This window comes from Arthrobacter sp. PvP023, assembly GCF_017832975.1.
Lineage (GTDB): Bacteria > Actinomycetota > Actinomycetes > Actinomycetales > Micrococcaceae > Arthrobacter.
On sequence record NZ_JAFIBI010000001.1, the window covers coordinates 1876309 to 1902953 of the forward strand.

Here is a 26645-nt window from a genome sequence, read left to right on the forward strand (position 1 = left end):
GAGGTGATCGGCGCCGAAGCACTGGTGTCAGCACCGTCCAGGCGTTAGTACCATCCACGAGGGGAGTGGACGATGTCAGCATCAGTTGTGGCACCTGTCCCGGCAATTGAAGATTCAGTGGCCCAGTCAGAAGCGGAGTGGGTCAGGCCAACCTGGGAGGAAGTGGTAACCAACCACTCCGCCAAGGTCTACCGCCTTGCCTACCGTTTGACCGGCAACAAGTATGACGCCGAGGACCTCACCCAGGAGGTGTTCGTCCGCGTCTTCAGGTCGCTGGAGAACTTCAAACCCGGCACGCTCGACGGCTGGCTGCACCGGATCACCACCAACCTCTTCCTGGACCAGGCGCGGCGCAAGAGCCGCATCCGCTTCGATGCCCTTGCCGAAGACGCCGAATCACGGCTGCCCGGCCGTGAACCTGGCCCCGAACAGAGCTTTGAATTCAACAACCTGGACCTCGATGTCCAAGCCGCCCTGGAGGAACTGCCGCCGGACTTCCGCGCCGCCGTCGTCCTGTGCGACCTCGAAGGCCTGTCCTATGACGAGGTGGCCGAGGCGCTGGGCGTCAAACTCGGAACCGTGCGGTCCCGTATCCACCGCGGACGCACCATGCTCCGGGAGAAGCTGGCGCACCGGGATCCCCGCACCAGGCAGTCCCTCAAGCCACGGCTCAAGCTGCCGCGCATCGCCGGCATCCTCTGATCGGCTCCATGGGTCAGCTGAGAAACCTGCTGCGTGGCCTTGGAGGCAACTGTACGCGCGGACTGCTACCGCGCAGCAAGCGCGGACGCAGCGCGGAACACATAAAGTCCTGCCCTGAATGCATGTCGCTGCAGTGGCGTGAGCGCCAGTACTTGGAGCGCATGCGGCGTGCCTCGATCCCGGCTGCCAGCGATGACTTCACGGCCAGGCTCCTGGCCCGGACGCAGCAGCTCGCCACGGCGTCAGGGGCGGCCGAAAACACCGCTGCCCGGCCCCCCGCACCCGGCTACGCCGCTGCAGGATCCCTGACGCTGAGGGGCCTCGGCCTCGCAGCAGGCGGAGCCTTTGCCGCAGCCGGTGTGGTCACTGCCGCCGCATATTTCATGGCCGGTGATCCCGCGCCTGAGGCAGGCGCCGCACCCGCAACGTCGGTCCAGCAGGAGGAAGCCACCTTCGGGCTGCAGTCGTCGGCGGGCTCCGCGTCCCTCGGGACGGCCGGCATGCTGACAAGTGCCGATCTTGAACAACTCCGTACGCAGGGATGGTCTTGCCCGGAGCTTCGGGAGATGGGTTTCCACCTGCTCTGGGCGCGGCGCGAAGCTGTGGCGGGGCAGGGAATCCTGGAAATGAGGCTCACCGACGGGAAGCATTTTGCCACCGTCTTGGAACAGCATCCGCAGCCGGGCCCGGCAGGTGCTGCACCATCCACCGTCCCGGTGACATCGCCGACGAATATTCTGACCGGCCGTCCTGCAGCGGACGACGGGTTCGTGCCCGCGCCCCAAGGCGCTGCCGGCAGTCCGGCGGGCGGTGCCGGGTCGCTCTGGATCAACGCAGCAGCCCCGTGGCGTGCCATTTACCAGGCGCCCGGTGTGACGTTTACCTACATTTCGGACCTGCCCGCAGACACGGCCGACGACGGCGTGACGGAGTTGGTTCGCTCAGGTTCGGTCACGCCGGTACACGGCATCAAGGACGTTGCGGGGTCCGCAGCGGCCGCCAGCACCGCGGCCGCCCCGGAAGACCTGACCGCAAGGCTGCAGCGCGGGCTGGGGCGCATTGTGGAGCTTTTCACGCCATGAGGCGGCTGCCCGCCGGGACGGCCGTTGTGCGGCCCGCGTCAGAATCGTCACCAGTGTCCCGGAGAGGGTAATCTTCCTAGGGTGTTTGGAATCAACGGTCCGGAGTTTCTACTTCTGCTGATCATCGGCGTCCTGGTGATCGGCCCCAGCCGGTTGCCCGAATACACCCAGAAATTGGCGAACCTGGTCAAGGAAGTCCGCCGGATGGCGTCGGGCGCCCGGGAACAGATCAAGGACGAAGTCGGCATCGACATCGACGAGGTCGACTGGAAGAAATACGACCCGCGCCAATACGATCCCCGCCGGATCATCAAGGAAGCCCTGCTCGACGACGACACAAAGCCCGTCAGCGCCGGTGCACCGGCAGCGGTTGCGGCCGTTGCCTCGGCCTCTGCCGCGTCCTATGCGGAAGAGCGCCCGGCACGCGTCATTGAACGGCTGGCCGACGGCGAGCGTGCACCGTTCGATTCCGAGGCCACCTAGGCCGGAAGTCCGGCAGCCTCCATCGCGGGGCCGGGATTTTGACGGCCGCAATCGCCGAGGCGGATATCGCCAGGCTTACTCAGCGGGGCTGCAGGCCCAGCTTCATTCCCGTAAGCCCACGTGGCCTCGCTGCGAGCTTCCCCGCAATTCCCGTCAGTGCCTGGCCCGCAGGCGTCTCGGGCCGGCCGAGCACGATGGGCCGGCCGGCGTCACCGCCCTCGCGCAGCAGGATGTCCAGCGGTATCTGGCCCAGGAGCGGCACGTCCGCACCGACCGTGGCGGACAGCCGTTCGGCGAGCACAGCGCCGCCGCCGCTGCCGAACAGTTCCATCCTCCCGCCGTCGGGCATTTCAAGGAACGACATGTTCTCCACAATCCCGGCCACCGACTGGCCTGTCTGCGTAGCGATGGCGCCGGCCCGCTCGGCGACGTCTGCGGCGGCGGTCTGCGGCGTGGTCACCACCAGGATCTCGGCCTTCGGAAGCAGCTGCGGCACGGAGATGGCGATGTCCCCGGTTCCCGGGGGCAGGTCAAGGAAGAGGGCGTCCAGGTCGCCGAAGTAGACGTCGGTGAGGAACTGCTCAAGGGCCCGGTGCAACATGGGCCCGCGCCACGCGACCGGCTGGTTGCCCTTGACGAACATGCCGATGGAAATGACTTTGACTCCGTAGGCCACCGGCGGCAGGATCATGTCGTCGACCCGGGTGGGAGCCTGGTCGATGCCCATCAGCGCAGGGACAGAGAACCCGTACACGTCGGCGTCGATGATGCCGACGCGCAGGCCTTGGGCTGCCATGGCGCAGGCGAGGTTGACCGTCACGGAGGACTTGCCCACTCCGCCCTTGCCGCTGGCCACGGCGAAGACCTTCGTGAGGGATCCGGGCTGGTTGAACGGAATGCCGCGCTGGCCGCCGGGGCCGCGGAGCTGCTCTTTCAACGCGTCCCGCTGCTCCTGCGTCATGACTTTGAGCTCGACGTCGACGTGGGTCACTCCGGGGACCGCGGACAGCGCGGCGGTTGAGTCCGCGGTGATGGTGCCGCGCAGGGGACAGCCCGCAATGGTGAGCAGCACAACGAGTCGGACGCGTCCGCCCTTGTCAATGGTCACCGACTCCACCATGCCGAGTTCGGTGATGGGGCGGCGCAGTTCGGGATCGATGACAGTGGCCAGTGCAGCGTCCACTGCCTGGGCCAGGGGGGTGATCATACGGTCAGTACTCAGCTTTCGGGGGTGTTGAGGTGCGCAGGGTAGCCGGTATGTTCGGGCTTCACCCTGGGGATCTGCTGGGTCCGCGGGTTGCGCTGCTTGTCCCGCCGTTCCTTCAACTTCTCCTTGACCTTGTCCTTGGGGGACTCGTGGCTTCCCGTGCCGGACGGATCATGGGTGCGGAGTTCTTCCTGCGCCTCCAGCATGTCCTCGAGGAGGCTGCGGAGTTCGGCACGGACGTAGTCACGGGTGGCAACTTCACGCAGTGCGATGCGCAGCGACGCAAGCTCCCTGGTGAGGTATTCGGTGTCCGAGAGATTGCGTTCGGCGCGCTGGCGGTCCTGCTGCAGCGACACGCGGTCACGGTCGTCCTGGCGGTTTTGGGCGAGCAGCAGCAGCGGGGCCGCATAGGACGCCTGCAGGGAGAGCATCAGCGTCAGCAACGTGAAGCCGAGCTCGCGTGAATCGAACTGCCATTCCAGCGGGGCCCACGTATTCCAGACCAGCCAGAAGATGCAGAACACCGTCATGTAGACCAGGAACTGCGGCGTTCCCATGAAGCGGGCAAAGCCTTCGGTCGTCTGGCCGAAGGCGTCCGGGTTCGGTGAGAACTTCGGCAGGATCCGCTGGCGCCCGCTCAGGGGAGTGTCGAGGCTGCCTTTGCCGCCGCCTTTACCGCCCGGCCGGGCAGTGGAGGTTCTGGGTGTGCTGTTATCAGCCAACGCGGCCTCCAAGTTTCCTTATCGGGGCGTCGTCCTCGTGGGCGCGCCAGTCATCCGGGAGCAGGTGATCCAACACGTCATCAACAGTCACCGCCCCCACAAGCCGACCGTCGCTGTTGACCACGGGGAGCGAGTTGAGGTTGTAGGTGGCCAGGGTGCGGGCCACCTCGCTGATGTGCGCCTGGTCCGAGACCGGTTCCAGGGTTTTGTCCACGAGGTTTCCGAGGGGTTCCGGCGGAGGGAAGCGCAGCAGCTGCTGGATGTGGACGACGCCGAGGAAACGGCCGGTCGGCGTCTCCAGCGGAGGCCTGGCAATGAAGATCGACGAGGCCAGGGCGGGGGAGAGTTCCTCGCGGCGGACGTGGGCGAGGGCCTCGGCGACGGTGGCCTCGGGCGGGAGGATGACCGGGACCGGGGTCATCAGTCCGCCGGCGGTGTCCTCGTCGTACTCCAACAGGCGGCGGACGTCTTCGGCGCCCTCGGGTTCCATGAGCTGAAGCAGTTCCTCCGCCTGGGCGCTGGGGAGTTCGGCGAGGAGGTCGGCGGCGTCGTCGGGGTCCATCTCTTCAAGGACGTCGGCGGCGCGGTTGACGTCGAGGGCGGAGAGGATTTCCACCTGGTCACCTTCGGGCATCTCCTGCAGGACATCGGCGAGGCGCTCGTCCTGGAGTTCGCTGGCGACCTCGAAACGGCGCTTATCGCTCATTTCCTGGAGGGCCTCGGCGAAGTCGGCAGGCTTCAGGTCCTCGTGGGTGGCGACGAACTGGGTTGCGGCCTGCGGCTCCGTCTTGGCGCCCTGCTGCGCGTCGGCCCAGTCGATGATCATGGTCTCATTGCGGCGCAGCCGGCTCAGCGGCGAGAGGGAGTGTCCACGGCGGACGAAGAGCTTGCTGACAAACCAGTCGCCGGAACGGTGCTTGTCCATCGCGATGTCCTCGATGGTGGCATCGCCGCTGCCATCGGCGAGGGTCACGCGGCGGTCGAACATCTCAGCCACCACGAGGGTTTCCGCGCCGCGCTGTTCGAAGCGGCGCAGATTGACCAGGCCCGTGCAAATGATCTGGGTCTGGTCAATCGAGGTGATTCGGGTCATCGGTACGAAGACGCGCTTCTTACCGGGTACTTCCACCACGATGCCCACAACGTGCGGGGCGCCCCGGGTGCCGCGGGAGAGCACGACGACGTCGCGCAACCTGCCGAGACGGTCGCCCAGGGGGTCGAAGACATCCAGTCCGAGGAGGCGCGCAACAAACACCCGCGAAATATTTGTGCTCACCACTACAGGCTACCGAGTCTGCTCTCTTTTAGCTGAATTTCAGCCTGCACACAGCCGGATGGGCAAGAATGGATGTATGTCAAACATTTTTGGTGCCCCCAAGGCCGGTGTCCCGAACGGGCCGGACGAGTTCCGCACGGTTCCGGCCGGGGACACCGTCGGTTCGTATTCCTCCTACCTGGACGCCCAAAAGGCGGTGGACTACCTCGCAGACCAGCAGTTCCCCGTCCAACTGGTGTCCATCGTGGGCAACGACCTGAAGATGGTGGAGCGCGTCACCGGCCGGCTGAGCTACCCCCGGGTCGCCTTGTCGGGCGCACTCAGCGGAATGTGGTTTGGCCTGTTCGTGGGCGTCATGCTGTCCTTCTTCTCGCCTACCGGCGGATACTTCTCGATTGTGACCTCGGTGCTCATGGGCGCGGCGTTCTTTATGCTCTTTGGCATCGTCACCTACGCAATGCAGCGCGGGAAGCGCGACTTCACCTCAACCAGCCAGGTGGTGGCCACCAACTACGACGTCGTGGTTGCCTTTGAGGCTTCCCATGAGGCACGGCGCATGCTGCAGCAGCTGCCCATGACCACGTCGGATGCGTCCGCCGGAACCGCAGCGTACGGCCAGACCCAGCCGTTCCAGCCGGGGCACCAGCACGGCCCGCAGCAGGGATCCGGACCCCAGCGTCCTGCAGGATGGAACGATCCTTACGGCCAGAGGACGCCTGAGGCAGGGAACCAGCCCTCCTACGGCGCGCATGCAGCGGCCGCGCCCGGCAACGGACCGCAGGCCGCTTCCGAGGAACAGCATCAGGCCGCGCCGAAACCCGCAGTGCGCTACCCCGATCTCCCGGACGGCCGGCCGCAGTACGGTGTCCGCGTGACCGACACCCACAAACAGGAGGACGGACCCAGGCAGGAGCCCGCTGAGGGCGGAAACCAGCAGTAGTAGTCCCCCTTACACAAAGGCCTCCGTCCGGATGATCCGGACGGAGGCCTTTGTGTTTAGCGGCTTACGGCTGTGTGTGCTCTGCTTCCTGGTAGATGCCCGCCATCCAGGACTCGACGTCGTCCGCCTTGCGGGGGAGTGCGGCGCTGAGGTTGACCGGACCGTCGGCAGTCATGAGGATGTCGTCCTCGATCCGGACGCCAATGCCGCGGTATTCCGCCGGAATCGCGAGGTCTTCGTTCTTGAAGTACAGGCCCGGCTCGATCGTGAACACCATTCCCGGGGTGAGGACGCCGTCCAGGTAGAGCTCACGCTTGGCCTGGGCGCAGTCGTGCACATCGAGGCCCAGGTGGTGGCTGGTGCCGTGGGGCATCCAGCGGCGGTGCTGCTGGCCTTCGGGGCTGATGGCTTCCTCGACGGACACGGGCAGCAGTCCCCATTCCGCGAGGCGCTCGGCTAGGACGGTGGTGGCGGCCGTGTGGATGTCGCGGAACTTGGTGCCGGGCTGCGCGGCGGCGAAGCCCGCGTCCGCCGCGTCCAGGACAGCCTCATAAACCTTGCGCTGGACCTCGGTGAACGTGCCGCTGGCGGGCAGGGTACGGGTGACGTCGGCCGTGTAGAGGGAATCGGCCTCAACGCCGGCATCCAGCAGCAGCAGCTCGCCGGCGCTGACCGTTCCGGTGTTGCGGGTCCAGTGCAGCACGGTGGCGTTGTTGCCCGAGGCCGCGATGGTGTCGTAGCCCAGCTCATTGCCCTCTTCCCGGGCACGGGCAAAGAAGGCACCCTCGACCACGCGCTCGCCGCGCTGGTGCGTCAGGGCCCGGGGGAGGGCCTTGACCACCTCGGTGAACCCTTCCACGGTCGCGGCCACGGCGATCCTCATCTGCTCGACTTCCCACGCATCCTTGAGCAGGCGGAGCTCGGAGAGGGCCTCGGTGAGCTTCTCATCAAGGGCATCCAGCACGCCCAGGTCCAGGTTGTCCGGGTCCTTGGCCGTGTTGTAGCGGGCAGTGTCCACCAGGGCGTCGATGTTCTCGTCCACCTTGCGCACCAGCCGGATGGAGATACCGCCAATCTCGGGGGCGCCCACATTCTTGGTGATTGCCAGTTCGAGCTCGTCGATGTGGGCCGTGGCGAGGCCCAGCCTGCGTTCGAATTCTGCCAGCGTGGGGCGGGCACCGATCCAGAATTCGCCCGAGCGGGAGTCTGCATAGAACTGTTCGGTGTCGCGGCCGGCGAGGGGGCGGAAGTAAAGAGTGGCTCGGTGGTTCCCGCCGTCGTCGCCCTTTCCTTCTTCCACCGGTTCGAAGATGAGCACGGCGTCGGGCTCGTGGTCGAGGCCCAGGCCGGTCAGGTGGGCAAAACCGGAGTGCGGGCGGAAGCGGTAGTCGCAGTCATTGGAGCGGACCTTCAGCGGCCCGGCAGGGACCACCAGTCGTTCGCCCTTGAAAAGGCCGGAAATGGTGCGACGCCGGGCGGCGGCGTGGTCGGCCACGGCGTCCCGATCGGGGAGCTCTTGTGCCGAGGGCGCCCAGTTGCTGGCCATGAAGGCCTTGAAGGCGTCGGAACTGGGCCGCTGCGAGCGGTTGTTGACGCGCTCTTCGAGTGGCTGGTTTGCTGTATTTTCACCGTTGTAGGTGTTGTCTGCATCGTTCACCGTCCCATAGTCTCACCAGCTGCGTGGCCGGGGCCACCGAACACCGCACGGGCCGTCCGCACCGGCCATCTACTAGGCTGGGCAGGTGAGGATTGATCTGCATGCCCACTCGAATGTTTCCGACGGCACGGAGGCGCCCGCAGCGGTGATGGCGGCCGCCGCAGCCGCGGGCCTGGACGTGGTGGCCCTGACCGACCACGATTCCACCGACGGCTGGGCGGAAGCGTCGGCGGCGGCCCGGACTGAGGGCATTGTCCTGGTACCCGGCATGGAGATTTCCTGCCGGACGGAGGAGGGCATCAGCGTCCACCTGCTCAGTTACCTGCACGATCCATCGCACCCCGGCCTGTTGGAGGAAATCACCAAGGCCAAGGACGCCCGCCTCATCCGGGCCGAACGCATGGTCACCCTCCTGGCCGAGGACTACCCGCTGACCTGGGACGACGTCATCCACCATGTGGCACCCGGCGCGACGCTGGGGCGGCCGCACATTGCCGATGCCCTGGTGGCGGCCGGGGTGGTCGCGGACCGGACCGAAGCCTTTGCCTCGATCCTGACGTCTCAGTCCCGGTACTTTGTCCAGCATTACGCCCCGGATCCGGCCGTTGCCGTGGCCCTGGTCAGGGAGGCGGGAGGCGTGCCCGTGTTCGCCCACCCGGTGGCGTCGGCGCGTGGCCGGGTGGTGGGCAGGCGTACTTACCTGGAGATGATCGACGCCGGCCTGGCCGGCCTGGAGATCGACCACCGCGACAACCCGGAGAAGGGCCGCGCCTACCTGCGTGCACTCGCCGAGGAACACGGCCTGCTGGTCACAGGCTCCTCCGACTACCACGGCACCGGCAAACCGAACCTGCTGGGCGAGAACCTCACGGCACCCGAGGTCTTGACGAGGATTGAAGAGCAGGCCAGCGGAACCGCCGTCGTGCGTCCTTGACCTCTTCCGTCCTTTACGGGAACGACGTAAACGACGCCAGGGCGCTGAGCCGCTTGGCCATGACGTCGATGGCAGGCTGGTTCTGGTCCACGCAGACGAATTTCCGGTCCAGCTTCGCGGCGACGGCACCGAGGGTGCCGGAGCCGGCGAAGAAGTCCAGGCACCAGTCACCCGGCCTGCTGGAGGCGGCCACCACGCGGCGGATCAGGCCCTCGGGCTTCTGCGTCGGGTAGCCGGTCTTCTCCTTGCCGGTGGGGGAGACGATGGTGTGCCACCAGACGTCGGTGGGCAACTTGCCGAGTTCCCGCTTTTCGGGTGTCACGAGCCCGGGCGCCATGTACGGTTCGCGGTCCACTTCAGCACTGTTGAAGTGGTACTTGGCAGGGTTCTTGACATACACCAGGATGTTGTCGTGCTTGGTGGGCCAGCGGAACTTGGCCCGGGCTCCGTAGTCGTAGGCCCAGATGATTTCGTTCAGGAAGCACTCCCGGCCGAAGATGGCGTCCAGCATGACCTTGGCGTAATGGACTTCCCGGTAGTCCAGGTGCAGGTACAGGGTGCCGTCGTCAGCCAGCAGCCGCCACGCCTCGACGAGCCTGGGCTCCAGGAAGGACCAGTAGTCGCTGAAGGCGTCGTCGTACTTGTGCAGGGCGCCTTTGATCGTGTCGTAGGAGCGGCCCTTGAACCCCACGCGGTCGCCGCTGCCTTCAGCGTTGCGGACCATGGTGGTCTGCTGGCGTGTCTGGGCCCGGCCCGTGTTGAAGGGCGGGTCAACGTAGATGAGTGTGAAGGCGCCGTCCGGCAGCGTGGGGAGGTACTCGGCGTTGTCCGCGTGTACCACCAGGTTGCTGCCGTCCGGCGCCCAGACGGTGTCAGTCATTGAGGGGTTTAGGCCTCAGCATTGCCGCGTTGTGCGCCATCCTGCGCTGCGTTACCGCCGCCGACTACTTCGCCATTGCGTCGGCGCGTGCGGGTGCGGCGGCGGGCGCGGGTTGCCCGGTCCACTTCGGCCGGCGCTGAAGCGGGCGCTGCGGCCACGGGGGCTGCGTCGGCTGCCGGAGCGGCTGCTGCAGCGTTGTCGGAAGAACGACGGCGGCGGTCACCCGAACGTCCGCCCTCACGTCCGGCGCCGTCCCGGCTGCCGCCGGCCTCGCTGCGGCGGGAATCGCGTCCGCCGGAGCGGCCGCTGTCCCGTCCGCCGCCGGTGCTCCCGCCGCGGGCGGTGTCACGTCCGCCGTCCCTTGCGCTGCCGCGCCCGGGCTTCTTGCCGGTCTCGCCCAAGTCCTCGAGGACCTCGGCGTCGACGCCGGCGAGTACGCGCTTGTCGCGGGGCAGGCGCCCCTTGGTGCCTTCCGGAATGTCCAGTTCCTCATAGAGGTGCGGGGACGAGGAATAGGTTTCCACCGGCTCCGGCACGCTGAGCCCCAGCGCCTTGTTGATCAGGCCCCAGCGCGGCATGTCGTCCCAGTCGACGAAGGTCACGGCGGTGCCCTTATTACCGGCGCGGCCGGTGCGGCCAACGCGGTGCAGGTAGATCTTTTCGTCTTCGACGCACTGGTAATTGATGACGTGCGTGACGTCGTCGACGTCGATGCCGCGGGCGGCGACGTCGGTGGCCACCAGGACGTCAACCTTGTTGTTGCGGAAGGCCCGGAGGGCCTGTTCGCGGGCACCCTGGCCCAGGTCGCCATGAATGGCGGCCGCGGCGAACCCGCGGTCCACCAGTTCCTCGGCCACCTTGGCGGCAGTGCGCTTGGTCTTGGTGAAGATGATGGTGCGGCCACGGCCGCGTGCCTGCAGAATGCGGGCCACGACTTCGATCTTGTCCATGCTGTGTGCACGGTAGATCAACTGGCGGATGTCGCGCTTGGTCAGGCCTTCATCGTCCGGGTCAGCCGCACGGATGTGCGTGGGCTGGGTCATGTAGCGGCGGGCCATGGCGATGACCGGGCCGGGCATGGTGGCCGAGAACAGCAGGGTCTGGCGGACGGCAGGGGTCCCGGCAATCAGTGTCTCGACGTCCGGCAGGAAGCCGAGGTCCAGCATCTCGTCGGCCTCATCGAGGATAACGATCTTGACGTTCTTCAGGCTCAGGTGCTTCTGCTTGTACAGGTCGATGAGGCGGCCGGGGGTGCCGACAACAATCTCTACGCCCTTCTGCAGGGCATCCACCTGCGGCTCATAGGCGCGGCCGCCGTAAATGGTGGCAATGCGTGCGTTGCGCTTCCGGGCGGCGTTTTCCAGGTCCTTGGCAACCTGGACGGCGAGCTCCCGGGTGGGAACAATCACGAGTGCCTGCGGAGCGCCCGGGACTGCCAGCTTGTCGTAGCCGGGGTCGTCGCGTCCCACCACGCGCTGCAGCGCGGGGATGCCGAAGCCCAGGGTCTTGCCGGTGCCCGTCTTGGCCTGGCCGATGATGTCGTGGCCGGCGAGGGCCACGGGCAGCGTCATTGCCTGGATGGGGAAGGGGTGGGTGATTCCGGCGTCGGCCAGGGACTCGACGATGTCGGCCCGGACGTTGTAGTCCGCGAACGATTTCTCCTCGATCTCGTGCGGCTTTTCGTCCGAGATGATGGTCTCTTCCGGCTCAATCGTTTCAGTGCCGGTTTCGTCGGTCAGAAGTTGGTGCGTATGCAATTCACTCACAGGGGAGTTTCCTTATTCATTTGGGCATTGGCGCTGCTTGCTCAACGGGGCCGGCCGCGAGGCCGTTCCGGAGCACGCTCGGGCGCGCAAGCAAATCCAGTGGAAGCCGATCGCGGGCTATCTAAATGCTGGCACTGGGGACCAGCGGGCGTATCTCAAGATCGCGTAGGGGCGGGCTTGTTGAATTCAAAAATCATGGAAATCAACGACCGGGCATCCATTACTACCCCCTCAGTCTAGCTGTTGACCGCAACCATCACCGACTGACGCCCCGGACGCGGTCCACAATCAGCCGGCAGTCACTCCACCAGTTCAAGCCGGATCACGCGCGTGCGGATGTCCGACGAGATCAGCCTGACCCGGACCGTGGTGCCGGATTCGAGTTCGCCGGGGCACCGGGCCGTCACCGCAGGGTCCGCGATCTGGATGATCCCGGACGGGCCGTTGCCGTTCCCGTTGCCGCCGTTCCCGTTCCCGTTGGGCTTGCCCGGCTTCGACCCGGAGATGACGACGGCGTCAAACTCCTGTCCGATGTGGTTGACGAGGAGGGCAGCCTCCACCGTATCCAGGGCCAGCCGTTCCATCCTCGCTGCCAGCTGGTCCGAGGCCCCCATGATTTCCGGCAGCGAGGGAAGTGCTTCCCGGGCCCAGTCGGGAACCGCGGTGCCGTTGCTCAGCGCTTCACAGATCACCAGGACGAAGCGGTCGATCAGGCGGCGGAGTGGTGCCGTGGTGTGCGCATACGCGGCCCCGATGGCCGACTGGACGGCGTCCTCCGGCACTGTGCCGTCAAAGGGCGTGTACCCGGCGCCCCGGAACAGCATTCCGGCGGAGTGCAGGATGGCCAGCTGCCGGGGGTCGGTGGGATCAAGTGAACGCAGGTACTCGCCGTAGCTGGCCTCACCGTCCCACGGCCTGCCGAGCGCCTTTGTCTGCCGCTTGAAGTGCAGGAGAGACCGTTCGTCCGGGGCGGGCATGGTCCTCAGGATCCCAACCTTGCCCTCGAGCATAAGGTCAGCCGCAGCCATGCCGGTCATGAGCGAAATCTGGGCGTTCCAGTCCTCCACGGGCAGGGGTGGCGCCGCCACGATGCGGTAGCCGCCGTCGGGCAGCTGTTCGATTTCCTGTTCCGGCATGTTGAGGCTGGCGCCGCCGCGGAGCCGTTCCAGTTCCACGCGCTTGATCCCCACCTCCCTGAGGAGCAGGAGGACGGGGGCGGCACTGCCGGAATCCAGTTCGGCCTGGACGCCCTTATAGTTGAGCTTCGCCCGGCTCCGGATCCTGGCCCGGCGCACCAGCACCGACTCCACGCGGGCCGTCGCATCCAGGTCGAACTCCCACACGAAGGCGCCGCACAACTGGCCGGCGAGGAGGCTGCCGGCCTGCTCGCTAATGGCTTCGGGGTGCAGGGGAATCCGCCCGTCCGGGGCGTAGAACGTCTGCCCCCGGCGGCGCGTCTCGGCGTCGAGCGCTCCTCCCGGCGCCACGAAGGACGGCACGTCGGCGATGGCGTAGAAAACCTTGTACCCGTCGCCTGACCGCTCGATGAAGAGGGCCTGATCCAGGTCAGTGGAAGAAGGGGGATCGATGGTCACGAAGCCCACGTCGGTGAGGTCAAGGTCAGGCATCTTGTGCTCCGCAATGGCCGCCAGCGCATCCCGCAGGACATCATCGGGGAAGGGCCCGGGCAGCTCCAACTCCGTGCGCAGCGCGTTCAGCGCCTCGGCCAGGCGGTTGGTCTGTTCGTGGACACTTGGAGTCAGATGATGATGTGACACGAAAGTCAGATTAGCTCTATTTGCGCCATTAGTCTTGGACGATGAGCTCATCTCCGGCCGACACGGCTCGCCACAACCGCTTCATCGCAGGCCTGTTCGGAATGATGGCCTACGGCGAGCTCTCAGCCTTCGAGAGATTCGCCGCTGACGCGCGGTATTCGCCCACCCTCCACGACCGGGCCGTGCTCGGCAGGATTGCCGTGGTGGAGTTCCGGCACTACGAGTTGGTGAGCGCCCGCCTGGAGGCCATGGGGATCGACGCCGAGGATGCCATGCTGCCGTTCCAGGCAGCCGTGGACTATTTCCATTCGCGGACGCGCCCGGCCGACTGGTACGAATCACTGATGGAGGCCTACGTGATCGATACCGTATCAGCCGACTTCTACCGGGCCATCTCCCGCCAACTTGACGCCGGAACGCGGGACGTCATCGAACAGATCCAGGCTTCCGACGAGACAACGGAAGTCCTCCGCGAACGGCTGAGGAGTGCCCTCGCCGATGATCCCAGGCTGGCTTCCAGGCTTGCACTCTGGGGCAGGCGGCTACTGGGCGAAGCGCTGACCCAGGCGCAGCGGGTCAGTTGCGAACATGCCTTCCCGGGAAGCCTGACCGGTGGCGGGGACAGCGCTGCTGCGAAAGAGCTGGTCAGCGGGCTGATCGCGGGGCTGGCGGAGAAGCATTCCAGCCGGATGAGGCAGCTCGGCCTGACCGGATAGTCAGGATGCGCCGGCGTCGAGCGCTGCCAGCAGCGAGCTCGCGGCTGCGGCGGGGTCATCGGCCTCGGTGATGGCGCGGACCACCACGATCCGCTGCGCTCCTGCCGCCACCACCTGCTCAACGTTGCCCAGGTCGATGCCGCCGATGGCGAACCACGGCAGCGGCGCTCCGTCAACGCTTGCCCCCGCAGCGCTGCCGGTTGTTTCGCCGGTGGCCTCTGCCGCATAACGGACGAGGTCGAGGCCGACGGCGGCACGGCCCGGCTTCGTGGGAGTGGCCCACACCGGCCCGACGCAGAAATAATCCAGGCCCCCGGCACCACCGGATGCGGCGATGGCGGCGTCGATCTGCCCGGGGCTGTGCGTCGACAGGCCGATCACGGCCTCACCGCCAAGGAACTTCCGGGCGGACGCCAGGGGGAGGTCCTTCTGCCCGACATGAAGCACCGGGGCACCGGAGAGCGAGGCGATGTCCGCGCGGTCGTTGACCGACCACAGACGGCCGTGGCGGCGGGCCGCGGCTTCCAGTACTTCGAGCAGCTCGAGCTCCTCGGCCGCTTCCAGGCCCTTGTCGCGGAGCTGGATGATGTCCACGCCGCCTGCGTAGGCGGCATCGACGAAGTCGGCGAAATCGCCCCGCTCGGTGCGGGCATCAGTGCAGAGGTACAGGCGGGCATCGGTAAGGAGAGCTTGCTCGGTCATGGCACAAGCCTAGTTCCCCTAAACTGGGGGAGTACCGCGGGAGCCCGCCGCAGCTGTCACAAAGCTGCAGGGCTGAGAGGGCGTCAGAGCCGACCGCTTGACCTGATCCGGTTAGTACCGGCGTAGGGAAGGATGACAATGACCCCGCAATCCCCGGCAGGCCGGCCGCCCGCGCGCAGTCGCGGCGAGCACGGCGTGGACATCAGGGCCGACGTTGCCGTGGTCGGCGGAGGTATCATCGGCCACGGCATTGCCTGGGAAGCCGGGCAGTCGGGCAGGTCCGTGGTCATCATCGACGACGCACCGGGAACGGGCGCGAGCTGGGCCGCCGCTGGCATGCTGGCGCCGGTCAGCGAACTCCATTACCAGGAGGAAGACCTCCTGGAACTCATGCTCCACTCCTCGGGACTGTGGCCGACCTTCGCAGCCGGCCTGGAAACCGGGCGTGCGTCCCGTGAACCCGGCGCCGACGGCCCGGACACCGGCTACCTTACGACGCCGACCCTCGCCGTGGGTGCCGACGCCGCAGACCGCCGGGCGCTCGCCGACCTGCGCGGCGTCCAGCAGGCCGGCGGGCTGACGGTGGAACCGCTGACGGTCAGGGAAGCCCGGGGACGGGAGCCGCTGCTGAGCCCCGGAATCTCCTGCGCCTTCGAGATTCCGGCCGACCATCAGGTGGATCCCCGCAAGCTGCTGGCCGTGATCTCGGATTCCCTGCCGGGGTCCGCCGTGCGTAAGCGGGCCGCCGGCCTGCTCTGGGAGGACGGGCATGTCAGCGGCGTCAGCCTGGCCGGTGGAGGAACCGTGCACGCAGGCGAAACGATCATTGCCAACGGACTGGAATCCGCGTCCCTGGGCGGACTGCCGCCCGGACTTCAGCTGCCGCTCCGCCCCGTGTACGGCGACATCCTGCGCCTGCGCGTCCCCGCCTACCTGCAGCCCCTGCTGACATCCACAGTCCGTGGAATGGTCCATGGAGTTCCCGTTTACATCGTGCCCCGGCAGGACGGCACCGTGGTGATCGGGGCCACGCAGCGTGAAGATTCGCTGTCGGGAGCGGGTATCGACACCCCCGTTACGGCGCCTGCGGGACCCGTAACACCCGCAGGATCGGCCGTTTCCGCCGGCGGCGTCTACCAGCTGCTCCGTGACGCACAGGTGCTGGTTCCCGCCGTCGCGGAACTGGAACTGCTCGAAGCCACGGCGAGGGCCCGTCCGGGAACGCCGGACAACGCGCCGCTGCTGGGCCGGGTAGCGGCCGCAGGAACCGGCCTGGATATTGAGGGCCTGATCATTGCCACCGGATTCTTCCGGCATGGCGTCCTGCTCACCCCTGCAGCGGCGTCCATCTGCAGGCAGCTGATGGACGGCGACGCCGATCCACGCTGGGCTCCGGTCCGGCCCGACCGGTTTTCCGGCCTTTCGGCCGGACCGGCAACGCCTGCACACACCGTCACAATTGACCCGAACAAGGAAACAGCATGAACATCACACTGAACGGCACGGCACATGCGGTGGCCGACGGCGCGTCCGTCACCACCCTCGTCAGCCAGGTCACCGGCAGGAACCTCGCGCCCAACGGGCAGGCTGCCGACGGCCAAAAACTGGGCGTGGCGGTAGCGCGGAATTCCGAGGTGGTGCCGCGCAGCCAGTGGTTCGTCACGGCGCTGGCCGAGGGCGACGACGTCGAACTTGTTACCGCGGTACAGGGAGGTTGAGCATCATGGCAGGAACAACGGTTGCCGGCACGGCAGGGACCGGACAGCAGGCGGCGGCGGACGCATTCATCGTGGACGGCATCCCGCTGGGATCACGGTTGATCATGGGCACCGGCGGTGCACCCAGCCTGGACGGGCTGGGGGCTGCCCTGATCGCGTCCGGCACGGAGCTGACCACTGTGGCCATGCGCCGCTATTCGCCGGCCGAAACAGGCTCGCTGTTCCAGCTCCTGGTGGACCACAACATCCGGGTGCTGCCCAACACCGCCGGCTGCTTCACCGCCCGGGACGCCGTGATGACGGCGGAACTGGCGCGGGAGGCACTGGAGACGGACTGGGTGAAGCTTGAAGTGATCGCCGACGAGCACACCCTGCTGCCGGACGCCGTGGAGCTGGTGGACGCCACCGAGCAGCTGGTTAACCGCGGGTTCAAGGTGTTCGCCTACACCAATGACGATCCCGTGCTGGCGCTTCGGCTGGAGAACCTCGGAGCCACCGCCGTGATGCCGCTCGGGTCCCCGATCGGCACCGGCCTGGGCATCCTGAACCCGCATAACATTGAGCTCATCGTTTCCAGGGCATCCGTTCCCGTGGTGCTCGATGCCGGCATCGGCACGGCGTCCGACGCTGCGCTCGCCATGGAACTGGGGTGCGACGCGGTGCTGCTGGCGACAGCAGTGACCCGGGCGCAGAACCCGGCGATGATGGGGCAGGCCTTCAAACACGCGGTCATCGCCGGTAGGCTGGCGAAAGCGGCAGGACGGATTCCGCGCCGCGAGCACGCTCTTGCCTCGTCGGCCATGGAAGGCCGGGCGGAGTTCCTGTAGGCGTACCATCCAAGGAGCCAGCGGTGACAGGCACGGAAGACACTCTTAGCCAAACCCAGATTGACGCCGCACTCGCAGAGCTGCCCGACTGGCGGTACCAATCCGGTGGTCTGGTGACCGTCTTCAAGGCACCGACCGCGGCAGCTGCGCTTGAGCTGATTGCCGCCGTCGGGCGCCTGGCCGAGGAACAAAACCACCACCCGGACCTGGACTGGCGCTACAACAGGGTGTTCATCCGCTTCACCTCACACGACGCCGGTACGCAGGTGACAGGGCGGGACGTCGCCGCCGCGGCGGCCGTCAGCGCCGCTGCCGCCGTCGTGGAAGCTGTGGCCGTTCCAGCCAAGTACCCGCCCGGCGCCTCAAGTACGGCGCCTCAAGTACTTAGAGCCGCAGCGCCGCGGTGAGCTCCTTCGTGTCATGCAGGGAACGCTTCCGGCCCAGGTACACCGCGGCGGCAAGAGCCGCCCCGGTGCCCAGGACCATGGGCAGCACCCACGGAATCCACGTCAGGCCGGGCTGGTAACCAAGCCCTGCGGCCATGAAGATGATCCAGCTCAGCATCCCCACGGCGGTGGCCACGCCTGCCGGCATGCCGATGCCGTACTTCGCATGCCGCCTGTCGTTGGCCCAGACAACAAAGCCTGCGGCCACAGTCACGAGGGCCACGATTACCAGGGAAAGCATTCAGCGAACTCCTTGCTGCAGGGCGTTTCGGGACAGGTGAAACGGTGGCTTAGAGCTGGCCGAATCCGACGCGGCGGGCCTCCTCGGCGCCGATCTCAACGTAACCCAGGACGTTGGCGGGAATGAGGATCACACGGCCCTTTTCGTCAGTCAGGCGCAGTTCGGACCCCTTGGTGATGGATTCCTCGACGAGCTTTGCTACCGCGTCAGCATCCTGAGCCGATTCCAGCACAATTTCGCGGCCAATGTTCTGAATGCCGATCTTTACTTCCACAGCGAGGCCTCCCAGCCAATCAAAGTTCTAAAGGTGTTCTCTATTTGTAGTCTAGGTTTCCTTGGGAAAGCGCGAGATTCCGCGCCAAGCTAAACGATAGATCAGGTCACTGGCCACATCGAGGTCCAGGTTTCCATCGGTTTCAAGCCAGTAGCGTGCACTGACCTGCGCCATTCCGGCGAGTCCGCGCCCCAGCAACTGGGCCTCCAGCATAGGGAGCTTGGTGTCCTCGGCGATTACCCGCGCAATGGCGTCGGCAAAAGTCTTGTTGAATGTTTCGAGCCTGGAACTGACGTCGCTGTCATTGATCAGGTCCGATTCAAACACCAGGCGGTGCGCCTGGTCATCGCTGGCAATGAAGTGATAGTAGGCGCGCATGACCGCCTGGACGCGTTCGTCGTTGTCGTCGGTGGAATTCAGTGCGCCCATCATGAGCTCGGTCAGAGCACTCAGGTGGCTGTCCAGCAGGGCGAGGTAGAGCTCGCGTTTGGAAGGGAAGTGCTGGTACAGCACCGGTTTGCTGACATGGGCCGTCTCAGCGATCTCGTCCATGGCAGCACCGTGGTACCCGTTGGCCACAAAAACTTCCTGGGCGGCTGCCAGCAACTGGGCGCGTCGTTCGTCACGCGGGAGCCGCGCCGAACGCGCACCGCCGGCCCGCGCTGGTCCCGCGGCTGCCTTCCCGGCCTGTGTCCGATCAACCGGTGCCTGATGAACCACTGTTGGCCTTCTTTCCATTGCAGTTACCTACACTTTACGCGCGGGTAATATGACCTTGCGGCATCTTCGGGCATACATTGAAGTATGGCTTCCACGTTCACCGCAACTGCTGTCCCCGCAACCCTGGATCCGCTCGTGGAACCGGCGGATGCCCTGACCGCCGAAGAGGTGGAGCGCTACTCCCGCCACCTCATCATTCCGGAGATCGGCGCGCTGGGCCAACGCCGGCTCAAGAACGCCAAGGTCCTGGTCATCGGTGCCGGCGGCCTGGGTTCCCCGGCCCTCCTCTACCTTGCCGCCGCAGGGGTGGGAACCCTGGGAATCGTCGACGACGACGCGGTTGACCTGAGCAATCTGCAGCGCCAGGTCATCCACGGCGTTGCGGACGTGGGCCGGTCCAAGATCGAGTCAGCACGCGACTCCATTGCCGCGCTGAACCCCTTGGTGGACGTTCGGCTCCACAACGTGCGGCTCGACGCCTCGAACGCACTGGAGCTGTTCGCGGGCTACGACCTCATCCTGGACGGCGCAGACAATTTCGCCACGCGCTACCTGGTAAACGACGCCGCCGCCATTCTCGGCAAACCCTATGTCTGGGGCTCCATCTTCCGCTTCGACGGCCAGGTGAGCGTCTTCTGGGAGAAACACGGCCCGACGTACCGCGACCTCTACCCGGAGGCGCCGCCGGCAGGTTCGGTGCCGTCCTGCGGCGAAGGCGGAGTCTTCGGGATGCTGTGCGCCGCCGTGGGCTCGCTCATGGTGACCGAAGCGGTCAAGCTGATCACCGGCGTCGGGCGTTCCCTGCTGGGGCGCGTAGCGCTGTTCGACGCCCTCGGCGGCAGCTGGCGGGAGATCAAAGTGGCCCGGGACCCGGCGGCCGAGCGCGTCACGGAACTCACTGACTACGAGGCGTTCTGCGGAATCGTTCCGGAGCCGGCCACCGCGAAAGAGAACACTGTTACGGCCACGCAGCTGGCCACCATGCTGGCTTCGCGCAAAGCCGGGCTCAAGGACTTTGACCTCGTGGACGTCCGGGAGCCGGGCGAGCACGACATCGTCAGGATTGACGGGTCCGTCCTCATCCCGCAGGGAAGGATCCTGGCGGGCGAGGCCTGGACGGAGCTGCCCCAGGACAAGGACATCGTTTTCCACTGCAAGGCCGGGACCCGCTCAGCAGCGGTCCTGGCTGCGGCCCGTAAGGCCGGCTATCAGCGGGTCAGCCATCTCGACGGCGGCATCCTGGCCTGGGTGCGCGAAGTGGAACCGGGCAAACCGGTTTACTGAGCATCAGATTGAGCAGCCGAACCACCGCCCGAGGAAGGCCGGCATGAACCAGGACCACGGCAGGACCCCGCAGCGAAAGATCGGCTCCGGATTCGGCAAGGAGTCGACGGCCGCTGAGGTCGTTGCCGGCATCGACCTCAGCGGAAAGACGGCCATGGTGACGGGCGGGTACTCCGGCCTCGGACTGGAGACGGTCCGGGCATTGGTGTCCGCCGGTGCCCGCGTCCTGGTGGGAGCGCGGAGGCCGGAGCATGCACGGTAGGTGCTGGAGGCGGCAGGGATTGCCGCCTCGGAGTGGAGCCCGACGGCGTCCTCAACAGCGGGCGGGAGTGTGGGCGTGTCCGCCCTGGACCTGGCGGACCTGGCAAGCGTAAAGGACTTCGCGGACAGCTTCCTGTCCCCGGGGTCCGAAGAACCCCGCACGGGCCTGGACATCCTGGTCAACAACGCCGCGATCATGGCCAGCCCCGAGCAACGGGTGGGCCCCGGCTGGGAGTCGCAATTCGCCACCAACCATCTGGGCCACTTTGCGCTGACCAACCTGTTGTGGCCTGCGCTCGCGGCCGGGCATGGCGCACGGGTGGTGTCGCTGTCCTCCACCGGGCATAAGCTTTCGCCCATCCGGTTCGACGACATCAACTTCGACGCCGGCTACGACAAATGGAAAGCCTATGGCCAGGCCAAGACTGCCAACTCCCTTTTTGCCGTGCAGCTGGACTATCTCGGCCGGGACGCGGGCGTTCGGGCCTTCGCCGTGCATCCCGGCGGCATTATGACTGAACTGCAGCGCCACTTGCCGCGGGAGGAGATGGTGGCCGCGGGCTGGATGGACGAGAACGGGAACGTCGATGCCAGGTTCAAGACCCCGGAACAGGGTGCCGCAACCTCGGTGTGGGCCGCCACGTCTCCGTTGCTGGAGGGGATGGGCGGGGTCTACTGCGAGGACTGCGATATCGCGGAGCCCACCCGGACGGGAAGCCCCGAAGCACGGATCAGGGGAGTGGATGCGCACGCAGTGGATCCGTCGGATGCAGCGCGCCTGTGGGCCCTCTCGGCGCAGATGACCGGTGTGGACGCCTTCGGCTGAGTTCTGCCAGCCCGGCGGCGAAAGGCAGTTAGGCGGTTTCCCGCCGCGCACCAGCAGACGCCTGGCCTGCCAGGCTGTGGTCCACGGGGCATTCGGCGGCCGGAGCGGCGGCCGGTTGCTCAACGGTGATGCCGTACAGCGCGTCAAGTGCCGCGATGTACTGCTCCTGCTGGCCGTTGGAGGCCAACTCACGTGCACGGACGGTGGGAACGTGCAACAGCTGCTTGACCATCCGGCGCAGTGCGAACTCGACTTCCTCGGCGGCGGCCGTGCAGCCGTGGCGTGCCCGGACCTTCTCCATTTCGGCGTCGAGGACATTCATGGTGTGGCGGCGCAGGGCCACGATGGCCGAGTCAACGGACCTGGCTTCGCGCTCCTGTTCAAAAGCTGCGGCGGCGCCGGTGACAATGCCGCTGGCCTGCGCCAGCGACTCGGCCTGCTCCTGGGGAGCAGCAAGCCGCACGGATTCGAGCGTCAGCAGCTCCACGCCGTCGAGCTCTCCAACGGCCGGATCGAAATCATGGGTGAGTGCCAGATCGATGGCGATCAGCGTCTGGGCGGACCCGGCCCGCACGCGGGCGAGCTCCTCGGCTTCCACACGCGTGTCAGAGCCGCTGCATCCGATCATGACATCCGCGGCGGCCACCGCGGCGGGAAGTGAATCGGCGTCCAGGGCCTTGCCTCCGCGCGTGGCCACGAAGCCTTCGGCGCGTCCGGAGGAGGAAAAGACGGAAATGTCCGTGCATCCGCGTTCGCGGAGCAACGACATGGTGGCCCCGGCGTAGGCGCCGGTACCGAAGACCACGGCTTTCTTGGTGGACCAGTCGGGGTTCTCGGAAAGGTCCGTGGCCAGGTCCAGGGCCACCGAGACGATGGACAGTCCCCGTGATCCCAGCGCAGTCTGGGCGCCGACATCCTTGGCGGTCTTGGACGCGGCCTGGAAGAGACGGACGAGGCCGGAGCTGGCAGTGCCTTCATGCTGGGCGTTGATGAGCGCGCGGCGAACCTGTCCGGCGATTTCGCGTTCGCCCACCACGGCCGAATCCAGGCCGGAGCTCACGGCGAAAAGGTGCTGGCTGACCTCGCCGCCTGTGCGCGTATTGAACGAGCGGGAGACCAGCTGCTCGTTGAGCCCGGTGCGTTCGCTGATCTGGGCGACGAGGGCGGCCCGTGCCGCTTCCACGTCATCAGGATGGGGCGCTTCGCCATAGATTTCGAAGCGGTTGCAGGTGGCAAGCACCACCGCACCCTTCACTGCCGGCGACCCGGAGAGTGCGGATGTAGCCAGCTCGGAAGCACCGGTGCTCAGTTGAGCAACGGTCTCGAGGTCGATGTCGGCGTGTGTAGCCACCAATGAAAAAAGAACCACAGCATCACAATCATAGCTTTTGAGTCGCGGCGGCGAACAACAATGCTCCGTGGCAAAGGGCACGGGGGCCTGTGATTCCTGCCACGGAGGGCGGCGGCGGGCCGCGGATGACAGCCTGTCGTTATCTTTTGGCGGCGATTTTAGGGACAATCGGAGTCATGACTTCAAGCGCTGCAACGTCCAACGGCACAGTATCCGACGTCCCGTTCTCCGATGCCACCCTGGATGCAGGACACCCGCTGATGGACGGCCGCACGGCTGATTCGCCGCTCATCACCGCCTACCGCGGCGGCAAGCCGGTCCGCCGCCCCGTCTGGTTCATGCGGCAGGCCGGCCGCTCCCTGCCCGAGTACCTGAAGGTGCGCGAGGGCGTGGCCATGCTGGACTCGTGCCTGCGACCCGAACTGGCCTCGGAGATCACCCTGCAGCCGGTGCGCCGGCACGACGTCGACGCAGCCATCTTCTTTTCGGACATCGTGATTCCGCTGAAGCTCGCCGGCGTGGGAGTGGACATCGTTCCGGGCGTCGGCCCGGTCCTGGACAAGCCGGTCCGCACTGCCGAGGACGTCGCGGCACTCCCGCAACTGACCTGGGAAGCGCTGGAGCCCATCCGGGAAGCCGTCCGGCTCACCGTGGCCCAGCTGGGCAAGACCCCGCTGATCGGGTTCGCTGGCGCGCCGTTCACCCTTGCCGCCTACATGGTGGAAGGCAAGCCCTCCCGTGACCACCTCGGCCCGCGCACCATGATGCACGCCGATCCGGAAACTTGGACGGCACTGGCCAACTGGGCTGCCGACGCGTCCGGCATGTTCCTGCGCGCCCAACTGGAAGCCGGCGCTTCCGCGGGCCAGCTGTTCGATTCCTGGGCAGGCTCGCTGGGGCTGGCCGATTACGAACGCTTCGTGGCCCCGGCCTCCGCCCGCGCGCTGGACCACGTCCGGCACCTGGGCGCGCCGCTGATCCACTTCGGTACCGGAACCTCGGAGCTGCTGGTGGCGATGCGCGACGTCGGCGTCGACGTGGTGGGGGTCGACTACCGGCTTCCGCTCGACGAAGCCAACCGCCGGCTGGGCGGCACCGTGCCGCTGCAGGGCAATATCGACCCCGCGTTGCTGTCGGCCCCGTGGGCAGTCCTCGAGGCCCACGTGCGGGAAGTCATCAGGGCGGGATCCGTCGCGCCCGGCCACGTCCTGAACCTGGGCCACGGCGTGCCGCCGGAGACCGACCCGGACGTCCTGACGCGCGTCGTCGAACTCATTCACTCCATTTCCCCGGAGTAAACCGGTGAGCGCAGCCACGCCGGAACCGTCCGTGACCTCGGCCGTGGTGGTGGGCGGCGGGATTTCGGGCCTGCTCTCGGCCCTGGAGCTTGCCAAAGCCGGCCGGGAGGTCACCGTCCTTGAAGCCGGCGAGGCCTGGGGCGGCTGCGTAGGCAGCCATGTGGTGGGAGGCCTGACGCTGGACAGCGGAGCGGAGTCCTTTGCCACCCGCTCGAGTGCCGTGGCGGATCTCGCGGCGGAGCTCGGCATCGCGGGCACCATTGTTGCGCCCCATCCGGGCGGGGCCTGGGTCCAGCTCCCCGAGGGCGCCCGGGAACTGCCCAAAACCGGTGTCCTGGGAATTCCGGCCAACCCGTGGGATGCCGAAGTCCGACGGACGCTGGGGCTTGCCGGCTCCCTCCGCGCTTCCCTGGACAAGCTCCTTCCGGCTGGCGTGGGGACCCGCGCCGCCATCACCAGCGTGTCGGACCTGGTCCGGCAGCGGATGGGCCGGCGCGTCCTGGAACGCCTCGTGGAACCCGTCGTGGGCGGCGTGCATTCGGCCGATCCGGCTCTGCTCGACGTTGACATGGTGGCGCCCGGACTCCGCGCCGGGATCCGTGCCCACGGCTCCCTGGCAGCCGCCGTCGCCGCCCAGCGCCGGGGGACCGCTGCGCAGGGTGCCAAAGCCGGATCCGCCGTCGCCGGACTGCGGGGCGGCATGCATTCGCTGGTCACCGCGCTGGTAGCCGAACTGCGGCGTCGCGGCGTGACGCTCCTGACCGGTACCCGGGCGGAGGCGGTGGCCAGGACCGCGGACGGCTGGCGGGTTTCGGCGGGGACACGGACGTACGACGCCGGCCTGCTGGTGGTGGGACTTGACGGCCCCTCCGCCGTCGGGCTGCTACAGGATGCCGTGCCCGGTTTGACTGCGTACCGGCCGGACGCCGGTCCGGATGTAAAGCTCGTGACGCTTGTTGTTGACCTTCCGGAACTGGACCGCCGGCCGCGCGGAACTGGCATCCTGGTGGCGCCGCAAACGCCCGGCATCCAGGCCAAGGCGCTGACCCACGCCACCGCGAAATGGGACTGGCTGGCGGCGGCGTCGGGGCCGGGCACCCATGTCGTCCGGCTGTCCTATGGCCGGGGAGAGGGCCCGCGGCAGACTGTCAGCCCCGAGGCCCAGGATGCCGCCGCCGGCCTGCCGGGCGGTGCCGGGCCGGGGGCCGGTGACGAGAGACTTTTTGAGGCTGCTTTACGGGATGCTTCCTCCCTCCTGACGGTGCCTGTCACAGCCGATGACGTGCTCGACTGGGACGTTGTCAGCTGGGGCGGAGTGCTGCCGTTCGCCGCCGTGGGCCACCGCCAGCGGGTGGCGGAGGTCCGCAGGGTCTGCGCCGCTGAAGGAAGCCTCGTGATGGTGGGCGGATGGCTGGCGGGCAATGGCCTGGCCGCCGTGGTGGATGACACCAGGAGGCAGGTCGCGGACGCCCTGCGCTAGCCCGCGAGTAACGCGTACCGGGCTTCTTTGCAAGTTTCTAATGGCGCGTATTTCTGGCTAGGGTCGATGACCATGGTCATTCAGAAGTCCGAAGAAACTCGAACGCTGACTGGTTTCCATGGGGGTCTTCGGCGCGGCACTGCAGCAGCGGCGCTCGGAGCGGTACTAGTCCTTTCCGCAGGTGTTCCTGCATCCAACGCTGTCTCGCTCGTCCCGGCTCCGGACACCACGGACGGCGCCGACGCCGCCGCCACGACGTCCGTGGAAGCGGGCGTTCCCTCGCTGGACGTCTGGGCATCCGTGGTCCTGGGACCCAAGCCGGATCCCACCCGCCCGTCCGCACCAGGCAACGGCAAGCCGAAGCCTCCGGGGCAGCGCACTCAGCCCACGCCCTCACCGACTCCGACGACCGACCCCGTGTCTCCCGCACCGTCGCCCGTCCCGACGTCGCCCGCCCCGTCTCCGGCTGCGCCGTCGCCCTCCGGAGGCGCCGCTCCTCCGTCGGGCACTCCCGCACCATCGCCCACCGGCGGAGCTGCAGCTCCTGCGCCGGTGCCTGCCGCACCTGCACCGGCCACCGGATCGGCACCGGCCGGCACTCCTGCGGCGCCGCCACTTCTTCCGGGAACTTCCGCACCCGGTGCTCCCGCCGCCGGCGCCACCACTCCCGGCTCCTCGGCTGATGTGCCTGCCTCGGTTGGGTCAGCACGGCCATCAGGCAGCACGGCCGCGGGGCCCGCTGCGGCTGCTCCGGCCTCCGCGTGGAAAACCACGAATGTGTTCGGTCCGGCAAACATGGCCATCCTGACCTCGGCAGGCGTCGTGCCGCTGTCCGGCCCGGGCTACGGCGTGTCCAGTGCGCCGGTCATGCGGTCGGCAGTGAGTGTCTCGCCTGTGGGTGAAATGTCGCCCCAGGTCTGGTGGGGTGCCGGACTTGTGGCACTGGCCTGCGCCGCAGGGGTTGCCTTCGTCCGGATGCGCCGGATCTAAGCCAGCCGTCCACTGTCCTTTCAGGCCAGATCGCCGAAACATGTGAAATTCCACACTTCTACACGTTGTAGAACTGTGCTGTTT

At 67.1% G+C, this 26645-nt stretch carries 28 protein-coding genes and 1 riboswitch; of the genes, 16 read left to right on the forward strand and 12 right to left on the reverse strand.

The window, feature by feature from the left end:
- The first annotated feature begins 72 nt into the window (after positions 1 to 72).
- The 3 genes from sigE (at position 73) to JOE31_RS08670 (ending at position 2267) form a co-directional block, all read left to right on the forward strand.
- A complete protein-coding gene (gene sigE / locus JOE31_RS08660) occupies positions 73 to 702 on the forward strand; it encodes an RNA polymerase sigma factor SigE (RefSeq protein ID WP_011692635.1) in 630 nt (209 codons plus the stop codon).
- Between the two features lie 122 nt (positions 703 to 824).
- Positions 825 to 1784: an anti-sigma factor gene (locus JOE31_RS08665; protein WP_209743343.1), complete on the forward strand. Its 960-nt coding sequence runs from the start codon at positions 825 to 827 to the stop codon at positions 1782 to 1784.
- An 81-nt stretch (positions 1785 to 1865) separates the two neighbouring features.
- Positions 1866 to 2267 carry a Sec-independent protein translocase TatB gene (locus JOE31_RS08670; RefSeq protein WP_209743345.1) on the forward strand — a complete coding sequence of 134 codons (402 nt, stop codon included), beginning with the start codon at positions 1866 to 1868 and terminating at the stop codon, positions 2265 to 2267.
- Positions 2268 to 2346: 79 nt separating this feature from the next.
- Here the strand turns inward: JOE31_RS08670 and JOE31_RS08675 are convergent, their stop codons facing one another.
- The 3 genes from JOE31_RS08675 to JOE31_RS08685 are packed head-to-tail and all read right to left on the reverse strand — an operon-like array spanning position 2347 to position 5472.
- Positions 2347 to 3474, reverse strand: a complete 1128-nt coding sequence (locus JOE31_RS08675; RefSeq protein WP_209743347.1) for an Mrp/NBP35 family ATP-binding protein — start codon at positions 3472 to 3474, stop codon at positions 2347 to 2349.
- 11 nt (positions 3475 to 3485) lie between these two features.
- Positions 3486 to 4208: a DUF1003 domain-containing protein gene (locus JOE31_RS08680; protein ID WP_209743349.1), complete on the reverse strand. Its 723-nt coding sequence runs from the start codon at positions 4206 to 4208 to the stop codon at positions 3486 to 3488.
- Positions 4189 to 5472 (reverse strand): magnesium transporter MgtE N-terminal domain-containing protein, encoded by a 1284-nt coding sequence (locus JOE31_RS08685; RefSeq protein ID WP_209743351.1) that lies wholly within the window; start codon positions 5470 to 5472, stop codon positions 4189 to 4191. The genes JOE31_RS08680 and JOE31_RS08685 overlap by 20 nt, the downstream gene beginning before the upstream one ends.
- Before the next feature lie 76 nt (positions 5473 to 5548).
- Between JOE31_RS08685 and JOE31_RS08690 the strand changes: the two genes are divergently transcribed.
- Positions 5549 to 6412: a general stress protein gene (locus JOE31_RS08690; RefSeq protein ID WP_209743353.1), complete on the forward strand. Its 864-nt coding sequence runs from the start codon at positions 5549 to 5551 to the stop codon at positions 6410 to 6412.
- Between the two features lie 64 nt (positions 6413 to 6476).
- Here JOE31_RS08690 and JOE31_RS08695 read toward each other — a convergent pair whose 3' ends face one another.
- A complete protein-coding gene (locus JOE31_RS08695) occupies positions 6477 to 8069 on the reverse strand; it encodes an aminopeptidase P family protein (protein ID WP_209743355.1) in 1593 nt (530 codons plus the stop codon).
- A gap of 85 nt (positions 8070 to 8154) precedes the next feature.
- Here JOE31_RS08695 and JOE31_RS08700 point away from each other — a divergent pair, with 85 nt between their 5' ends.
- Positions 8155 to 9003 carry a PHP domain-containing protein gene (locus JOE31_RS08700; protein ID WP_209743357.1) on the forward strand — a complete coding sequence of 283 codons (849 nt, stop codon included), beginning with the start codon at positions 8155 to 8157 and terminating at the stop codon, positions 9001 to 9003.
- Between the two features lie 13 nt (positions 9004 to 9016).
- On the opposite strand, the gene JOE31_RS08705 is transcribed toward JOE31_RS08700, so the two are convergent.
- The 3 genes from JOE31_RS08705 to JOE31_RS08715 form a co-directional block, all read right to left on the reverse strand.
- Positions 9017 to 9883 carry a site-specific DNA-methyltransferase gene (locus JOE31_RS08705; RefSeq protein ID WP_209743359.1) on the reverse strand — a complete coding sequence of 289 codons (867 nt, stop codon included), beginning with the start codon at positions 9881 to 9883 and terminating at the stop codon, positions 9017 to 9019.
- Positions 9884 to 9891: 8 nt separating this feature from the next.
- Positions 9892 to 11649: a DEAD/DEAH box helicase gene (locus tag JOE31_RS08710; protein WP_209743361.1), complete on the reverse strand. Its 1758-nt coding sequence runs from the start codon at positions 11647 to 11649 to the stop codon at positions 9892 to 9894.
- Positions 11650 to 11948: 299 nt separating this feature from the next.
- Positions 11949 to 13427, reverse strand: a complete 1479-nt coding sequence (locus JOE31_RS08715; RefSeq protein WP_209743363.1) for an RNB domain-containing ribonuclease — start codon at positions 13425 to 13427, stop codon at positions 11949 to 11951.
- Between the two features lie 41 nt (positions 13428 to 13468).
- On the opposite strand from JOE31_RS08715, the gene JOE31_RS08720 reads away from it, so the two are divergent.
- Positions 13469 to 14143, forward strand: coding sequence for a ferritin-like fold-containing protein (locus JOE31_RS08720; protein WP_209743365.1), 675 nt, complete (start codon positions 13469 to 13471; stop codon positions 14141 to 14143).
- Here the strand turns inward: JOE31_RS08720 and thiE are convergent, their stop codons facing one another.
- Positions 14144 to 14845 carry a thiamine phosphate synthase gene (thiE, locus tag JOE31_RS08725; protein WP_209743368.1) on the reverse strand — a complete coding sequence of 234 codons (702 nt, stop codon included), beginning with the start codon at positions 14843 to 14845 and terminating at the stop codon, positions 14144 to 14146.
- Positions 14846 to 14871: 26 nt separating this feature from the next.
- Positions 14872 to 14991: riboswitch (TPP riboswitch) on the forward strand.
- On the opposite strand from thiE, the gene JOE31_RS08730 reads away from it, so the two are divergent.
- The 4 genes from JOE31_RS08730 to JOE31_RS08745 all read left to right on the forward strand — a co-directional run bounded on the left by JOE31_RS08730 (position 14978) and on the right by JOE31_RS08745 (position 17797).
- On the forward strand, positions 14978 to 16330 hold the full coding sequence (locus tag JOE31_RS08730) for an FAD-dependent oxidoreductase (RefSeq protein ID WP_245199079.1): 1353 nt from the start codon (positions 14978 to 14980) through the stop codon (positions 16328 to 16330). Its footprint overlaps the riboswitch before it by 14 nt.
- Complete coding sequence (gene thiS, locus JOE31_RS08735; protein WP_011692620.1) at positions 16327 to 16563, forward strand: sulfur carrier protein ThiS; 237 nt, start codon at positions 16327 to 16329, stop codon at positions 16561 to 16563. The genes JOE31_RS08730 and thiS overlap by 4 nt, the downstream gene beginning before the upstream one ends.
- 5 nt (positions 16564 to 16568) lie before the next feature.
- Positions 16569 to 17390: a thiazole synthase gene (locus tag JOE31_RS08740; protein ID WP_209743370.1), complete on the forward strand. Its 822-nt coding sequence runs from the start codon at positions 16569 to 16571 to the stop codon at positions 17388 to 17390.
- 23 nt (positions 17391 to 17413) lie between these two features.
- Positions 17414 to 17797, forward strand: coding sequence for a 4a-hydroxytetrahydrobiopterin dehydratase (locus JOE31_RS08745; RefSeq protein WP_209743372.1), 384 nt, complete (start codon positions 17414 to 17416; stop codon positions 17795 to 17797).
- Here JOE31_RS08745 and JOE31_RS08750 read toward each other — a convergent pair.
- The 3 genes from JOE31_RS08750 to JOE31_RS08760 are packed head-to-tail and all read right to left on the reverse strand — an operon-like array spanning position 17775 to position 19089.
- On the reverse strand, positions 17775 to 18077 hold the full coding sequence (locus JOE31_RS08750) for a hypothetical protein (RefSeq protein ID WP_209743374.1): 303 nt from the start codon (positions 18075 to 18077) through the stop codon (positions 17775 to 17777). The two genes, JOE31_RS08745 and JOE31_RS08750, sit on opposite strands and share 23 nt — an antisense overlap.
- Positions 18078 to 18126: 49 nt before the next feature.
- Positions 18127 to 18351: a DUF3107 domain-containing protein gene (locus JOE31_RS08755; RefSeq protein WP_209743376.1), complete on the reverse strand. Its 225-nt coding sequence runs from the start codon at positions 18349 to 18351 to the stop codon at positions 18127 to 18129.
- A 51-nt stretch (positions 18352 to 18402) separates the two neighbouring features.
- A complete protein-coding gene (locus JOE31_RS08760; protein WP_209743378.1) occupies positions 18403 to 19089 on the reverse strand; it encodes a TetR/AcrR family transcriptional regulator in 687 nt (228 codons plus the stop codon).
- A gap of 66 nt (positions 19090 to 19155) precedes the next feature.
- Here JOE31_RS08760 and moeB point away from each other — a divergent pair, with 66 nt between their 5' ends.
- The 3 genes from moeB to JOE31_RS08770 are packed head-to-tail and all read left to right on the forward strand — an operon-like array spanning position 19156 to position 21442.
- The gene (gene moeB / locus JOE31_RS08765) at positions 19156 to 20355 is read left to right on the forward strand and encodes a molybdopterin-synthase adenylyltransferase MoeB (protein ID WP_209743380.1); all 1200 of its coding nucleotides are present in this window, start codon (positions 19156 to 19158) and stop codon (positions 20353 to 20355) included.
- Positions 20356 to 20398: 43 nt separating this feature from the next.
- Positions 20399 to 20617, forward strand: a complete 219-nt coding sequence (locus JOE31_RS21465; protein ID WP_245199081.1) for an SDR family NAD(P)-dependent oxidoreductase — start codon at positions 20399 to 20401, stop codon at positions 20615 to 20617.
- Positions 20618 to 21442 carry an SDR family NAD(P)-dependent oxidoreductase gene (locus JOE31_RS08770; RefSeq protein WP_307864391.1) on the forward strand — a complete coding sequence of 275 codons (825 nt, stop codon included), beginning with the start codon at positions 20618 to 20620 and terminating at the stop codon, positions 21440 to 21442.
- Between the two features lie 28 nt (positions 21443 to 21470).
- Here JOE31_RS08770 and JOE31_RS08775 read toward each other — a convergent pair whose 3' ends face one another.
- A complete protein-coding gene (locus tag JOE31_RS08775; RefSeq protein WP_209743382.1) occupies positions 21471 to 22811 on the reverse strand; it encodes a glutamyl-tRNA reductase in 1341 nt (446 codons plus the stop codon).
- A 158-nt stretch (positions 22812 to 22969) separates the two neighbouring features.
- Between JOE31_RS08775 and hemE the strand changes: the two genes are divergently transcribed.
- The 3 genes from hemE (at position 22970) to JOE31_RS08790 (ending at position 26561) form a co-directional block, all read left to right on the forward strand.
- Complete coding sequence (gene hemE / locus JOE31_RS08780; RefSeq protein ID WP_209743384.1) at positions 22970 to 24091, forward strand: uroporphyrinogen decarboxylase; 1122 nt, start codon at positions 22970 to 22972, stop codon at positions 24089 to 24091.
- A 4-nt stretch (positions 24092 to 24095) separates the two neighbouring features.
- The gene (locus JOE31_RS08785; RefSeq protein WP_209743386.1) at positions 24096 to 25571 is read left to right on the forward strand and encodes an FAD-dependent oxidoreductase; all 1476 of its coding nucleotides are present in this window, start codon (positions 24096 to 24098) and stop codon (positions 25569 to 25571) included.
- Between the two features lie 66 nt (positions 25572 to 25637).
- The gene (locus JOE31_RS08790) at positions 25638 to 26561 is read left to right on the forward strand and encodes a hypothetical protein (protein WP_209743388.1); all 924 of its coding nucleotides are present in this window, start codon (positions 25638 to 25640) and stop codon (positions 26559 to 26561) included.
- The last annotated feature ends 84 nt before the right edge of the window (positions 26562 to 26645 follow it).

Excerpts from the sequence above, each read along its gene's own strand:
- sigE (WP_011692635.1), top strand. The coding sequence starts at position 73 with ATGTCAGCATCAGTTGTGGCACCTGTCCCGGCAATTGAAGATTCAGTG.
- JOE31_RS08665 (WP_209743343.1), top strand. The coding sequence starts at position 825 with ATGTCGCTGCAGTGGCGTGAGCGCCAGTACTTGGAGCGCATGCGGCGT.
- JOE31_RS08675 (WP_209743347.1), bottom strand. The coding sequence starts at position 3,474 with ATGATCACCCCCCTGGCCCAGGCAGTGGACGCTGCACTGGCCACTGTC.
- JOE31_RS08690 (WP_209743353.1), top strand. The coding sequence starts at position 5,549 with ATGTCAAACATTTTTGGTGCCCCCAAGGCCGGTGTCCCGAACGGGCCG.
- JOE31_RS08705 (WP_209743359.1), bottom strand. The coding sequence starts at position 9,883 with ATGACTGACACCGTCTGGGCGCCGGACGGCAGCAACCTGGTGGTACAC.
- JOE31_RS08720 (WP_209743365.1), top strand. The coding sequence starts at position 13,469 with ATGAGCTCATCTCCGGCCGACACGGCTCGCCACAACCGCTTCATCGCA.
- thiE (WP_209743368.1), bottom strand. The coding sequence starts at position 14,845 with ATGACCGAGCAAGCTCTCCTTACCGATGCCCGCCTGTACCTCTGCACT.
- JOE31_RS08730 (WP_245199079.1), top strand. The coding sequence starts at position 14,978 with ATGACAATGACCCCGCAATCCCCGGCAGGCCGGCCGCCCGCGCGCAGT.
- thiS (WP_011692620.1), top strand. The coding sequence starts at position 16,327 with ATGAACATCACACTGAACGGCACGGCACATGCGGTGGCCGACGGCGCG.
- JOE31_RS08740 (WP_209743370.1), top strand. The coding sequence starts at position 16,569 with ATGGCAGGAACAACGGTTGCCGGCACGGCAGGGACCGGACAGCAGGCG.
- JOE31_RS08750 (WP_209743374.1), bottom strand. The coding sequence starts at position 18,077 with ATGCTTTCCCTGGTAATCGTGGCCCTCGTGACTGTGGCCGCAGGCTTT.
- JOE31_RS08760 (WP_209743378.1), bottom strand. The coding sequence starts at position 19,089 with ATGGAAAGAAGGCCAACAGTGGTTCATCAGGCACCGGTTGATCGGACA.
- moeB (WP_209743380.1), top strand. The coding sequence starts at position 19,156 with ATGGCTTCCACGTTCACCGCAACTGCTGTCCCCGCAACCCTGGATCCG.
- JOE31_RS21465 (WP_245199081.1), top strand. The coding sequence starts at position 20,399 with ATGAACCAGGACCACGGCAGGACCCCGCAGCGAAAGATCGGCTCCGGA.
- hemE (WP_209743384.1), top strand. The coding sequence starts at position 22,970 with ATGACTTCAAGCGCTGCAACGTCCAACGGCACAGTATCCGACGTCCCG.
- JOE31_RS08790 (WP_209743388.1), top strand. The coding sequence starts at position 25,638 with ATGACCATGGTCATTCAGAAGTCCGAAGAAACTCGAACGCTGACTGGT.